This is a genomic window from uncultured Sphingomonas sp. (assembly GCF_913774285.1).
In the GTDB taxonomy this organism is placed as follows: Bacteria; Pseudomonadota; Alphaproteobacteria; order Sphingomonadales; family Sphingomonadaceae; genus Sphingomonas.
This window is the reverse complement of the sequence record NZ_CAJYHX010000008.1, coordinates 1-13,943: the sequence shown is the minus strand read 5'-3', so window position 1 is coordinate 13,943 and position 13,943 is coordinate 1. Positions and strand designations below refer to the sequence as shown.

7 protein-coding genes are annotated in these 13,943 nt (G+C 65.3%); 6 read left to right on the top strand and 1 reads right to left on the bottom strand.

Annotation, left to right across the window (positions count from 1 at the left end; genetic code table 11):
• Positions 1-83 precede the first annotated feature (83 nt).
• From QZ670_RS03760 to QZ670_RS03735, 6 genes are all read left to right on the top strand, one after another.
• Positions 84-1,340 carry an MFS transporter gene (locus QZ670_RS03760; protein WP_294252425.1) on the top strand — a complete coding sequence of 419 codons (1,257 nt, stop codon included), beginning with the start codon at positions 84-86 and terminating at the stop codon, positions 1,338-1,340.
• Entirely contained in the window at positions 1,337-3,715 is a 2,379-nt protein-coding gene (locus QZ670_RS03755) for a TIM-barrel domain-containing protein (protein WP_294252423.1), read from the top strand. The genes QZ670_RS03760 and QZ670_RS03755 overlap by 4 nt, the downstream gene beginning before the upstream one ends.
• A 113-nt stretch (positions 3,716-3,828) precedes the next feature.
• Positions 3,829-6,129, top strand: coding sequence for a TonB-dependent receptor (locus tag QZ670_RS03750; RefSeq protein WP_294252420.1), 2,301 nt, complete (start codon positions 3,829-3,831; stop codon positions 6,127-6,129).
• Positions 6,130-6,394: 265 nt separating this feature from the next.
• A complete protein-coding gene (locus tag QZ670_RS03745) occupies positions 6,395-8,695 on the top strand; it encodes a TonB-dependent receptor (RefSeq protein ID WP_294252418.1) in 2,301 nt (766 codons plus the stop codon).
• Positions 8,696-8,945: 250 nt separating this feature from the next.
• On the top strand, positions 8,946-11,237 hold the full coding sequence (locus QZ670_RS03740; protein WP_294252417.1) for a TonB-dependent receptor: 2,292 nt from the start codon (positions 8,946-8,948) through the stop codon (positions 11,235-11,237).
• A gap of 59 nt (positions 11,238-11,296) precedes the next feature.
• Entirely contained in the window at positions 11,297-12,607 is a 1,311-nt protein-coding gene (locus QZ670_RS03735) for a dienelactone hydrolase (RefSeq protein WP_294252415.1), read from the top strand.
• Positions 12,608-12,613: 6 nt separating this feature from the next.
• Here QZ670_RS03735 and QZ670_RS03730 read toward each other — a convergent pair whose 3' ends face one another.
• Positions 12,614-13,942: an L-serine ammonia-lyase gene (locus QZ670_RS03730; protein WP_294252413.1), complete on the bottom strand. Its 1,329-nt coding sequence runs from the start codon at positions 13,940-13,942 to the stop codon at positions 12,614-12,616.
• Position 13,943: the final 1 nt, after the last annotated feature.

Here is a 13,943-nt window from a genome sequence, read left to right as displayed (position 1 = left end):
TGGTCAGGCCAATCCGTGCAGGATTGCCGAAACCAAAGAACAGAATGGCCGCGGCGCCGTTCAGAGGGGGCAGTGAAAGGTTTATGCGGCGTATTGCCCATCTTCGCTGGTGGATCGTCGGGCTGATCTGCGCCGGCACCATTGCCAATTATCTCGCGCGCAACTCGCTCGGTGTCCTCGCGCCCGAGCTGAAGACCGTGATGCACATGACGACCGAGCAGTACAGCTATGTCGTCGGTGGCTTCCAGCTCGCCTATACGGTGATGCAGCCGATCGCGGGCATGATCGTCGACCGCATTGGCCTGCGCGCGGGCTTTGCGCTGTTCGGCGCGGCCTGGTCGGTCGCCAACATGCTGCACGCGCTGGCGGCAGGGTGGCTGGGACTGGTGTTCTTCCGCGGCCTGCTCGGCATGTTCGAATCCGCCGCCATCCCCTCGGGCATCAAGGCGATCGCCGAATGGTTTCCGGCGCGCGAGCGTTCGGTTGCGGTGGGCTGGTTCAACGCCGGCACGTCGCTCGGCGCGCTGCTGGCGCCGCCGGTGGTGGCGATCGTGATGATCTATACCGACTGGCGGATGGCCTTCGTCGTCACCGGCGCGGTGGGGCTGCTCTGGTCGCTCGCCTGGTGGGTGTTCTATCGCAGCCCCGGCAGCCATCCCAAAATCACCCATCACGAACGCATGCTGATCGCCGAAGGAAGGCCGGCTCCGCTCGACCGTCGTGCCTCGGCGCGCGAGATCCTGGGCACCGCGCGCTTCTGGATCATCGCGGTGCCGCGCTTTCTTGCGGAGCCTGCGTGGCAGACCTTCAGCTTCTGGATCCCGCTCTACCTCGCCACCGAGCGGGGCATGGACCTCAAGCAGATCGCGTTGTTCGCTTGGCTGCCCTTCCTCGCCGCCGATCTGGGGGGCGTGCTGGGCGGCTATCTCTCGCCCTTCCTGGTGACGCGCTTCCGCCTGCCGCTGATCGCCTCGCGCGTGGCGGGCGTCGCGCTGGCGGCGGTGATGATGATCGCGCCAGGCTGCATCGGGCTGGTGTCGAGCCCCTACAGCGCGATCGCGCTGTTCTGCATCGGCGGTTTTGCCCACCAGATGATCTCGGTGCTGATCAACACGCTTTCCGCCGACGTGTTCACCGCTGAGGAAGTCGGCGCCGCCAACGGCTTTATCGGCCAGGCCGGCTGGGTCGGCGGGCTGCTCTTCTCGCTGCTGATCGGGCAGTTGGCCGATACCGTCGGCTATGCGCCGCTGTTCGGCATGCTTTCCGTGTTCGACATCATCGGCGCGGTCGTGCTGATCGCCGGCCTGCGCCATCTTCGCCTTCCGGAGCCTGTGAAATGAGACGCGCCACGCTTTCCAATCCCCCGCGGTTCACGGTTGCCGAGGAGGGGCAGGGGCGGATCACGCTGGAATCCGATACCGGCGCGGTCGCGCACCTGTTCGTGCTCGAGCAGGATATCGTGCGGCTGTTGCTGCTCGCCGGGGGTACTGTCACCAGCCCGCCGAGCTGGGCGATCGCGCCGGGCCAGGAGGACATTGCCGAGCCGGGCCGCAACCGCATGGACGTGTCGGGCTTCACCTGTCCGGACTATCGCCTGTCCCACGATGCCGAGCAGCTGGTGCTGGAGACCGATCGCATCCGCCTCACCGCGCTGCTGCACGGGCTCCACTGCCGCTGGGAGCAGCGCGACGGCGATGCCTGGGTGCCGATGGCCGAGGATCGTCCGACCCATGCCTATGATTTCGGCTGGTGGGACGGCAAGGCGCACCATTATGTCGCGCGCCGTCCGGGCGAGCGCTTCTACGGCCTGGGCGATCGCACCGGCGATGCCAATCGCGCGGGGCGCAGCTTCCGCCTGACCAATCTCGATCCGATGGGCTATGACGCGGAGACGAGCGATCCGCAGTACAAGTCGATCCCCTATGTGCTGGGCGCCGACGAGGTCGGCCGCTGCCACGGCGCCTTCTACGACACGGTGGCTGATGTCGCGTTCGATTTCGGGCGCGAGCTCGACAATTACCACGGCTTCTACCGGCACATGGTCGCCGAGCACGGCGATGTCGATCTGTGGATGATCGCTGGCCCCGATCCGCTGGCGGTGACCAAGCGCTTCACCTGGCTGACCGGTCGACCAGCGCTGATGCCGCGCTGGTCGCTCGGCTATTCGGGCTCGACCATGACCTATACCGACGCGCCGGACGCGGCGGCGCAGATGGGCGGGTTCCTGGAGAAGCTGGCCGAGCACGACATCGGCTGCACCTCGTTCCATTTGTCCTCGGGCTACACCTCGATCGGCGACAAGCGCTATGTGTTCCACTGGAACCGCGACAAGTTCCCCGATCCCAAGGCCTTTGTGCACAGCTATGCGGACGCGGGCGTCGAGCTGGTGCCGAACATCAAGCCGGCGCTGCTGCGCAGCCATCCGCGCTATGACGAGATCGCGGCGGCGGGTTATTTCGTCAGCGACGCCGAAGGCCAGCCGGTCGAGGCGCAGTTCTGGGACGAGGTCGGCAGCTATATCGATTTCACCAACCCCGACGCCGCCGCCTGGTGGCGCGCGCAGGTGAAGTCGGCGCTGCTCGACCAGGGCATCCGCTCGACCTGGAACGACAACAACGAATATGAGGTGTGGGACGCCCGCGCGCGCTTCGCCGGCTTCGGCACGTCGGTGCCTGCCGCGGCGATGCGCCCGGTGCAGCCGCTGCTGATGATGCGCGCCTCGCGCCGTGCGCAGATCGAGGCGCGGCCGGACGAACTGCCCTATGTCGTCACCCGTGCGGGCATGGCCGGGCTGCAGCGCTACGCCCAGACCTGGACGGGCGACAACCGCACCGAGTGGAAGACGCTGCGCTACAATGCGCGGATGGCGATCGGCCTGGCGCTGTCGGGCGTGTCCAACAGCGGGCACGACGTGGGCGGCTTTGCCGGTCCGGCGCCCGATGCCGAGCTGCTGGTCCGCTGGGTGCAGGCGGGCGTGCTGATGCCGCGCTTCAGCATCCATAGCTGGAACGACGATCGCAGCGTCAACGAACCCTGGATGTATCCGGAGGCGCTGCCCGCGATTCAGGCGCTGATGCGGCTGCGCCAGCGGCTGGTGCCCTTCTTCCACGATCTGCTGCACCGTTATCACTCCGACTATATGCCGATGGTGCTGCCGACCTGGGCGGTGTTCCCCCACGATCCGCAATGCTGGGCGGAAAGCGACGAGCATCTGCTCGGCATTGATGTGCTCGCCGCCCCCGTGGTGGAACAGAGCGCGACCGAGCGCCGGCTGTATCTGCCGGCCGGTACCGACTGGACCCATGTGTGGACCGGCGAGACCTTCACCGGCGGAGCATGGGTAACGGTCGCGGCGCCACTCGATGGCCCGCCGCCGCTGTTCGCCCGGGTGGGCTCGGCGATGCTGGTCGACCTCGCAGAAGGCGGCTGGCGCCCGGGTGCGCAGCGCCCCGGCATGTGGCTGTTCCCACCCCGCGCAGGCGCCTTTGCGTGCGAAGCGAGGGACGGGGACGGGGATGCCCTCGTGCGCTGGTATATTCAGGGTGAGGCGCAGGAGGACCGGGTCGTGGTTCATGTCACGTCGAAAGGTAGGCAATTGGACAGCTCAGATATAACCTTGTTGCTACCAAGTAACGATCGCCGTACGCTAGTCGTGGAGGTTGCCAGCGTTGTCAGTGTGGCGTCGCTGCAACAGAATGCGCGTGATCTGAAGTAAAAAACGATTGCACACCGTGTTTCCCCGATATTTCCCGGAGTGTCGGGGAACCTGTTGTCCGGCTGTCTAAAAAAGAACTGCGGGTAGAACCCTGCCGGACAAGGGGAGTATTAATGAGAGGTTACCAAGTATCGGTCGCGCATGCCGCTCTGGTTGCGGCGTGCATGGCGGGCAGTGCGCAGGCGCAGGCGCAGACGGTGGACACCGCCGCCGCTACGACGGTTGCCGCTGGTGCTGCCGCGGCCCAGTCGGCAGGCAAGATGGCGCAGGACGACGGCGAGATCGTCGTCACCACGACCGCGCAGAAGCGCTTTGAAAACATCCAGAACGTGCCGCTCGCGGTGCAGGTGGTGACGCCCGCACAGCTCGAAGCCCAGGGCGTTCGTAACTTCCAGGATCTCGGCAAAGTTGCCCCGTCGCTGACGATCCGCCCGGCGGAGCATCCGGTCAACGCCAACGTCTCGCTGCGCGGCGTCGGCACCTTCGCCTTCGGCATCGGTGTGGAATCGAGCGTCGCCGTCACCGTGGACGGGGCGGCGCTGGCCTTCCAGGCGCGCGCCTTCACCGATCTGCCCGATGTGGCGCAGATCGAAGTGCTGCGCGGTCCGCAGAGCACGCTGTACGGCAAGGCCGCCTCGGCCGGTCTGATCAAGATCATGACCACCCAGCCGACCAATGATTTCCACATCAAGGTCAACACCACCGTCACCGACGACAATGAATATGGTGGCAACTTCAGCGTCAGCGGCCCGCTGAACGACAAGCTGGGCTATGTCTTCTCGGCCAGCTATTCGAACTGGGACGGCAACGTTCTCAACGCCTTCAACGGCAAGAAGGTCAACGGTCGCGAGACGCTGAATACGCGCGGCAAGCTCAAGTGGAAGGCGTCGCCAGATGTCGTGTTCACGCTGTCGGGCAATTATTTGAACGGCAACACCACGGTCGGCCGTCCGTTTATCCGCGTCGCGCCGAACGCCAACTTGCGCGGCACTCCCGGTCAAACCACCAACGTGGTGCTGCCCGGCGTGGTGATCAGCCCGGGCAACCAGACCGTCAGCAATGATTATAACTCGCGCACCAAATATTGGGGCGCAGGTGGCCTGCTGCGGACCGACATCAACATCGGCAAGCTGCAGCTGCTCGGCCTGACCAACTACGACCGCTTCCGTCTGGACGACTATCTCGACCATGACGATACGTCGTCGACCACGATCAAGAACCTCCAGATCGGCGCGTTCAAGTCGAAGATGTTCACCCAGGAAATCCGGCTGCTGTCGCCGGGTACCGATGCGTTCCGCTACGCCCTCGGGCTCTACTACGCCAACACGCAGTTCCAGCGCCCGTTCCTGCGTGGCCCGGCCTATTCGCCGGCCGACTGGTACGCAACGGCGGGCTCGCGGCAGATCGCCGGGTTCGGCCAGATCGACTGGGAGTTCATCAAGAACCTGACCGCGACCGTCGGCGGCCGTGCGCAGAATGAGCGTGTGGAATACACCTTCCGCGACAATCTTGCGAAGACCAACTTCGCGGGCCACGCCAGCGATAACGCAACCACCTACCGCCTGGGCCTGAACTGGCAGGCCACGCCGGACGTGATGCTGTTCGGCAGCTACGCCACCGGCTACAAGGGCCAGACCTACGATCTGACCACCGGCTTCAACCAGAACCGCGCCAATGCGGGGCCGATCAAGCCGGAAACGTCGAAGGACAAGGAGTTTGGTGTCCGCACCCAGTTCTTCGATCGCCACGTGACGTTCAACGTCACCTATTTCGACACGAACTACACCAATCTGCAGGCGCAGACGATCGAACCGCTGCCGGACGGCACGTCGAACTTCCGTCTCACCAACGTCGGCGGGATGAACACCAAGGGTCTGGAGTTCGAACTGGCCGCGCGGCCGACGCGGGAACTGACCTTCACGGGCTCGGCGACCTATCTCGATGCCACCTACACGTCGTTCCCGGCCGCCCAATGCTACCCGACGCAGACCCTCGCACAGGGCTGTCTGCAGACCACGCCGAACGGGCCCAAATTCCAGAACCTGAACGGCACGCGCGCCGTCCAGTCGCCGGAATGGAAGACGTCCGCCGCACTCGACTTCGCGCCCGCGCTGACCGAGACGCTGAACGGCGTTGCACAGCTCAGCTGGCAATATCAGTCGAGCGTCTATTATGCAGCGCGCGATCCGCAGCAGTTCCAGCCGGTGTTCAGCATCTTCAACCTGGGCGTGGGCGTGCGCGATCACAAGCGTCGTTGGGAAGCCACGGTCTTCGTGAGCAACCTGTTCGACAAGCAATATTATCCGTCGCTGGTCAACTCGGCGGGCAACTGGGGAAACCAGCTTGCCACCCAGGTTATCCTGCCGCGTGATTTCCGGCGCTATGCCGGAATCCGCATCGGTGTGAACTACTGACACACCTCCCCGGAGGGAGAAAATCAAAAGGCGGGAGCGATGCTTCCGCCTTTTTTGTGCGATACATAGCAAACGTTTGCGCAACTGTTGCGGATACAGCACACTGCCCTGCGTTGTGTGGCAAACCTCTCAGATAATCATCAAGCAAATTTGGGAATTCTCCCGCTGGTCCTACAATTGTCAGGACAGAGCGACCGGTGGCCAGAGCGTATACCGGCGCGGGGGAGAGGAGGGATGAGGTTCACCTTCCAAAGGGGCATGACACATGAGGGGTTACCAGTTTCCGCTGTGCACGCTTGCGCTCGCCGCATCGTTCATCGGCAGCGCCGCGCACGCGAATGCGGCGGAAGAGCATCGTGAGCCGGCCGCAGCGCCTGCGCCGGTGCAGGCCAAGGCGCCGGTAAAGGACGACGGCGAGATCATCGTCACCACCACCGCGCAAAAGCGGTTCGAGAACATCCAGAACGTGCCGCTCGCGGTGCAGGTCGTCACGCCCGCCCAGCTCGAGGCGCAGGGCGTCCGCCACTTCCAGGATCTCGGCAAGGTCGCGCCGTCGCTGGTGATCCGCACCGCCGAGAACCCGGTCAACTCGAACGTCTCGCTGCGTGGTGTCGGCACCTACGCCTTCGGCATCGGCGTCGAGTCCTCGGTCGCGGTGACGGTCGACGGCGTGCCGCTCGCCTTCCAGGCACGCGCCTTCACCGATCTGCCCGACGTGGCGATGATCGAAGTGCTGCGCGGTCCGCAGAGCACGCTGTACGGCAAGGCCGCCTCGGCCGGTCTGATCAAGATCATGACGACCCAGCCGACCAACGACTTCCACGTCAAGGCCAACCTGACGGCCACGGACGACCGTGAATATGGCGGCAATTTCAGCGTCACCGGCCCGATCAGCGAGACGCTCGGCTATGTCTTCTCGGCCAGCTATTCCAACTGGGCCGGCAATGTCCGCAACGTCGTCGACGGCAAGGACGTCAACGGCCGCGAGACGCTGAGCACCCGCGGCAAGCTGAAGTGGAAGGCGAGCCCGGACGTCGTCTTCACCGCCTCGGCCAACTATCTCAACGGCAACACCACGGTCGGTCGTCCGTTCATCCGCATGGCGCCGGGCGCGCTGCTGCGCGGCCAGGCGGGGCTCACCGCCGACGTCGTGCTGCCGGGCATCACCATCAGCCCGCTGAACCAGAAGGTCGCGAACAACGATCGCGCCGGCACCAAGTACTGGGGCTGGGGCAGCATGCTGCGCACCGACGTCAATGTCGGCAAGATGCAGGTGCTGGGCCTGACCTCCTACGACAAGTTCCGCATGGACGATTACATCGACCATGACGACACGGCGGCACCCGGGCCCTTTGGCCGCAACATCCAGGTCGGCGCGTTCAAGTCGCGGCTGTTCACGCAGGAAATTCGCCTGCTGTCGCCCGGCACCGATGCGTTCCGCTACGCGCTGGGCCTCTACTACGCCAATACCGGCTTCCAGCGTCCGTTCATGCGCGGGCCGATGTTCGCGCAGCAGAACTGGTACGCCACGTCCGGCTCGCGCCAGGTCGCCGCGTTTGGCCAGATCGACTGGGAGTTCGTGAAGAACCTGACCGCGACCGTCGGCGGGCGCGCGCAGAACGAGCGGGTGAAGTACACCTTCCGCGACAACAACGCGAAGGGCAGCTGGGCAGGCCATGCCAGCGACAACGCCACCACCTATCGCCTTGGCCTGCAATACCAAGCGACCCGCGACGTGATGCTCTTCGGCAGCTACGCCACCGGCTACAAGGGCCAGACCTACGACCTGACCAGTAACTTCAACCAGGCGCGCGCCGATGCCGGCCCGATCCGGCCGGAGACGTCGAAGGACAAGGAGTTCGGTGTCCGCACCCAGTTCTTCGGGCGCCGGATGACGTTCAACGTCACCTATTTCGACACCAACTACAAGGACCTGCAGGCGCAGTCGATCGAGACGGTCAACGGCTCCAGCAACTATCGCCTGACGAACGTGGGCGGGATGAACACCAAGGGCCTGGAGTTCGAGAGCGCAGCGCGCATCACCCATGATCTGACGATCAGCGGTGCGGCGACCTATCTCGACGCCACCTACACCTCGTTCCCGGCGGCGCAATGCTATCCGCTGCAGACCCAGGCGCAGGGCTGCAATCCGGGCAAGCCGGCGTTCCAGAACCTCACCGGCACCCGTGCGATCCAGGCGCCCGAGTGGAAGAGCAACGCGAGCATCGAATATGCGCCCGCGCTGACCGAGAAGCTGACCGGCGTGTTCCAGGGCAGCTGGCAGTACCAGTCGAGCGTCTATTATGTGGCGCACGATCCGGAGACCTTCCAGCCGGCCTACAGCATCTTCAACGTCAGCGTCGGCGTGCGCGATCACAAGCGCCGCTGGGAAGCGACGCTGTTCGTCAACAACCTGTTCGACAAGCAGTATTTCCAGTCGCTGGTGAACACCTCGTCAAACTTCATGAGCGCCGGGGCGAATGCGTCGAACGTCATCGCCACCCAGGCGCTGCTGGCGCGCGACTTCCGCCGCTATGCGGGCGTTCGCTTCGGGCTCAACTACTGATCCTTCGCCTGCGAACGGAACCCGGGGAGGGGCGGAAGCGATGCTTCCGCCCCTTTTTCATGCGCCGACGCGCGAGCGCGCAACATGTGGAAACAGGTCGGACCAAAAACATTTTCGGGTGATTTTCCGGTCTGGCCACAACACTTATCCTATAATTCTCACAAAATCAGTGTCGGCGCGCGCGTGCGCAGCAGGCCGTTTCCAGCTCGGGAGAGGCAAACGATAGCATCACGCAAGGGGTTCAAGTTTCATGAGGGGTTTCCCATTCTCGGCACGCGCCGTTGCGCTCGCCGCCACGTTCCTCGCCGGCAGCGCCTATGCCGCGACGCCCGAGGACGCTGACAATGGTGCGGGGGCACCCGCCCAGGCCGCACCGGCTGCCGGCCAGGATGACGGCGAGATCATCGTCACGACGACCGCGCAGAAGCGGTTCGAGAACATCCAGAACGTTCCCCTCGCGGTGCAGGTGGTGACGCCCGCCGATCTCGAGGCGCAGGGTGTCCGCCACTTCCAGGATCTCGGCAAGGTCTCGCCCTCGCTGGTGATCCGTCCCTCGGAAAACCCGGTCAACGCCAACGTCTCGCTGCGCGGCATCGGCACCTTTGCCTATGCGATCGGCGTCGAATCCTCGGTCGCCGTGACGGTCGACGGCGTGCCGCTCGCCTTCCAGGCGCGCGCCTTCTCCGACCTGCCCGACGTGGCCATGATCGAAGTGCTGCGCGGGCCGCAGAGCACGCTGTACGGCAAGGCGGCCTCGGCCGGCCTGATCAAGATCATGACCACCCAGCCGACCAAGGACTTCCACGTGAAGGCCAATGTGCTGGCGACCGACGACCGCGAATATAGCGGAAATTTCAGCGTCACCGGTCCGATCAACGACAATCTCGGCTATGTCGTCTCGGCGAGCTATTCGAACTGGGACGGCAACGTCCTCAACGTGTTCGACGGCAAGCGCGTCAACGGCCGCGAGACGCTGAACACCCGTGCCAAGCTGAAGTGGAAGGCGACGCCGGACGTGACCTTCACCCTCTCCGGCAACTATGTCGACGGCAAGACCGATTTCGGCCGCCCGTTCATCCGGATGACTCCCGGTGTGACGCTGCTCAACCGGCCCGGCCTGACCACCGACGTGGTGCTGCCGGGGATCACGATCGATCCGCAGAATCAGAAGATCGCCAACAATGATCGCGCCGGCACCAAGTTCGCCGGCGGCGGCGGCATCCTGCGCACCGACATCGCCATCGGCAAGATGCAGGTGCTGGGCCTGACGTCGTACGACAAGTTCCACATGAACGACTATATCGACCAGGACGACACCGTCGCACCGGGTGCGGTCGGTCGCAACATCCAGGACGGCCGCTTCCAGTCGCGCCTGTTCACCCAGGAAATTCGCCTGCTGTCGCCGGGCGAGGACGCGTTCCGCTATGCGCTGGGCGTCTACTTCGCCGACGCCGCGTTCGAGCGCCGCTTCTATCGCGGCCCCGCCACCTCGGCACGTAGCTGGTCCGCTACCTCGGGCTCGCGCCAGATCGCCGCGTTCGGCCAGATCGACTGGGAATTCGTCAAGCACCTGACCGCCACCGTCGGCGGTCGTGCGCAGAACGAGCGGGTGGAGTACACCTTCAACGACAAGCTGCTTGCCACCAACTATGGCAACCATGCCAGCGACAACGCCACCACCTACCGACTGGGGCTGAACTGGCAGGCGACCCGCGACATCCTGGCCTTCGGCAGCTACGCCACCGGTTATAAGGGCCAGACCTACGACATCAGCAGCGGCTTCGACCAGAACCGCGCCGACGCCGGTCCGATCCGTCCGGAGGCCTCGAAGGATTGGGAATTCGGCCTCCGTACCCAGTTCTTCGACCGGCACCTGACCTTCAACGTCACCTACTTCAACACCGAGTACACCGATCTGCAGGCGCAGACGATCGAGCCGCTGGCGGACGGTACCTCCAACTTCCGTCTTACCAATGTCGGCAAGATGAAGACGCAGGGTCTCGAGTTCGAGGCGGCGGCGCGCGTGATGCGGGACCTGACCATCAACGGCGGGCTCACCTATCTCGATGCAACCTACACCTCCTGGCCGGCCGCACCATGCTATACCCAGCAGACGCTCGCGACGGGCTGCATTCCGCAGGGGAAGCTGAAATATCAGGTGCTTACCGGCACCCGCGCGGTGCAAGCACCGGAGTGGAAGGGCTCGATGTCGTTCGACTACACCCCGGCGCTTACCGACAAGCTGAACGGCGTCGTGGTGGGCAGCTGGCAGTACCAGACCAGCGTCTATTATGCGGCGCGCGATCCTGAGACCTTCCAGCCCGCCTTCAGCATCTTCAACCTGAGCGTCGGCGTGCGCGAGCATAGCCGCCGCTGGGAAGCGACGCTGTTCGTCAGCAACCTGTTCGACAAGCAGTATTTCCCCGCGCTGGTGAACTCGGGCGGCAATTTCGGCCCCGCAGGCGTCACCATCGCCACCCAGTCGGTGCTGCCGCGCGATTTCCGTCGCTATGCAGGCCTGCGCTTCGGTGTAAATTACTGATGCAGACACGGGAGGGCGGGGGCGATGCCTCCGCCCTCTCCATCAGGAGAGGAGGCCGGATGATCGGCAGAATTGGAATCGCGGCCGCAGCATGCGCAGCCGCGATTTTTGCGTTTGAGGGGCAGGCGCAGCAGGCGCCCGCCAAGCCCAGCGTCGACGCGCCGGAACTGGCCGCGCTTGGCAGCTACGGCGTCGGCGTCGCCGATCTCGAGTTCGTGGAAGCGGGCCGCGCCGATCCGCTCCAGGGCGCCGACAAGCCGGCGGTCGTCGACCGGCACATCCCCATCAAGCTCTGGTATCCGGCCGCGGCGAAGGGGGCGGGCACAAGCTATCGCACCGCGCTGCCGGGGGAGAAGGGCAGCGACGTGCCGTTCGAGGTGCCGGGGCTCGCCACGCCCGGCGCGGCGGCGGCCAAGGGGCGCTTCCCGCTGGTGATCCTCGCCCATGGCTATAGCAACACCCCCGAGGTGCTGTCCTGGCTCGGCGAGAATCTGGCGAGCAAGGGCTATGTCGTGGTCGCGCCCGCGTTCCGCGATCCGCCGATCACCATCCGCACTCCGGCTGCCCGCGCCGGCCCGCTGACCAGCCGCCCGCTCGACATCGCCTTCGTCGCGGCCGAGGCGCAGCGCCGGGCACGGGCCGGGCAGGGGGCATTTGCGGTGGCGGATGCGGCCAGTACCGCGCTGATCGGCTATTCGATGGGCGGCTACGGCGTTCTCACCGCCGCCGGGGCGCCGCTCGATCCCGCGGTGGCGGCTGCGACCCGCGGTGCGCTGGCCCCGTTTGTGGCGGGGGCGGAGAAGGCGGAGACGCTCAAGGTCGCCGCCCTCAAGGCGGTGGTGGCGATCTCGCCCGCGAGCAACCTCTACGGCACCCCGCTCTGGGCGGCGCCCGGCGTGGCCGCGATCCGCGCACCGACGCTGTTCGTCGTCGGCAGCCAGGACCATGTCGTCGGCTATGATCCCGGCGTGCGCACGCTGTTCGACCAGGAAATCCACGCGCCGCGCTATCTGCTCACCTTCCGCGAGGCGGCGCACAGCATCGCGCTGATCGGCGCCCCGCCCGCGATGCGCGAGAGCTTCTGGGACCTCGATTGGTTCGAGGATGCGGTGTGGCGCAAGGACCGGCTGATGGCGGTGCAGGCGCATTTCATCACCGCCTTCCTCGATCGCTATGTGAAGGGCGAGGAAGCCAAGGCCGCCTATATCGACGGGCTGGTGCCGAACTCGAACGACGGCAAGTGGCAGGGCGCCCCGGGCGGCCGCTATGCGGGGTTCAGCCCCGGCGCGCCGGCCTCGACGATCTGGAAGGGCTTCCAGCCCAGCCGCGTCTCGGGAATGAACTTCGAGTTCAAGCCCGCCCAGCCCTGAGCCGGCTCAGCACTCGACGACGTTGACCGCCAGGCCGCCGAGGCTTGTCTCCTTGTATTTGGAGCGCATGTCGAGGCCGGTCTGGCGCATCGTCTCGATCACCGCGTCGAGCGAAACCTTATGCGTGCCGTCGCCGTGGAGCGCGAGCATCGCGGCGTTGATCGCCTTCACCGCGCCCATTGTGTTGCGCTCGATACAGGGGATCTGCACCAGCCCGCCGATCGGATCGCAGGTGAGGCCGAGATTATGCTCCATGCCGATCTCTGCGGCATTTTCGATCTGGCCGTTGGTGCCACCCAGCACGGTGGCCAACCCCGCCGCCGCCATGGAACAGGCGACGCCGACTTCGCCCTGGCATCCCATCTCGGCAGCGGAAATGGAGGCACGCTTCTTGTAGAGGAAGCCGATCGCGGCGGCGGTCAGCAGGAAACGGCGCTCGCCGTCGCGATCCGCGCCGGGCACGAAACAGCGGTAGTAATGCAACACCGCAGGGATAACGCCCGCCGCACCATTAGTGGGCGCTGTGACGACCCGACCGCCAGCGGCATTCTCTTCGTTCACCGCGAGCGCGAACAGGCTGACCCATTCGAAAATCTGCGCCGGTCCAAGCGCGTCCTTTTGCAAGCGCAAGCGCTGATGGATGGCTCGCGCACGGCGACGGACCTTGAGGCCGCCGGGCAGAAGCCCCTCCTGCTCCAGCCCCCGGTCGATCGAGGCCGACATGGCATCAATGACATTGTCGAGAAATGTTTCGGTTTCACCCTGCGTGCGCCACGCGCCTTCGTTGCGCAGCACCAACGTCGCGATCGACAGGCCGTTCGCTTCGCCCTGCGCCAGCATTTCCTCGCCGGAGGAGAAGGGATGCGGCTGGACGACATTATGGCCAAGCGGCGTGTCCGCATCCGGTACCGAGCCGGGCAGAACCGCGCCGCCGCCGATCGAGTAATAATCCTGCACGATCGGTTCGGCCTGCCCGTCGAACCACGCGGAAAAGCGCATGCCATTGCTGTGCGCCTCCAGAAAATCACCCATGCGAAAAAGGAGGTCTCGGGCTTCCTCGAACGGGACGAAGGCGTCGTGCGCGCTGCCCGCGCGGATGCGGCCGTCATCGCGGATGGCGCAAAGGATCGCGGGAATTTGATCGGGATCGACGCTTTCGGGCCGATAACCGGACAGGCCGAGCAGGATGGCGCTGTCCGTGGCGTGGCCCCTGCCCGTCAGCGCGAGTGAGCCGAACAGTTCGCACTGGACGCGGATCGGCGAGCCGGAAAGCGAGTCCATGAACATCAACGCTGCGCGCATGGGTCCTACGGTATGCGAGCTGGATGGCCCTATC

Bases quoted from the DNA above. Each gene is read 5' to 3' on its own strand.
- QZ670_RS03760 (WP_294252425.1), top strand. From the start codon at position 84: ATGCGGCGTATTGCCCATCTTCGCTGGTGGATCGTCGGGCTGATCTGC.
- QZ670_RS03755 (WP_294252423.1), top strand. From the start codon at position 1,337: ATGAGACGCGCCACGCTTTCCAATCCCCCGCGGTTCACGGTTGCCGAG.
- QZ670_RS03750 (WP_294252420.1), top strand. From the start codon at position 3,829: ATGAGAGGTTACCAAGTATCGGTCGCGCATGCCGCTCTGGTTGCGGCG.
- QZ670_RS03745 (WP_294252418.1), top strand. From the start codon at position 6,395: ATGAGGGGTTACCAGTTTCCGCTGTGCACGCTTGCGCTCGCCGCATCG.
- QZ670_RS03740 (WP_294252417.1), top strand. From the start codon at position 8,946: ATGAGGGGTTTCCCATTCTCGGCACGCGCCGTTGCGCTCGCCGCCACG.
- QZ670_RS03735 (WP_294252415.1), top strand. From the start codon at position 11,297: ATGATCGGCAGAATTGGAATCGCGGCCGCAGCATGCGCAGCCGCGATT.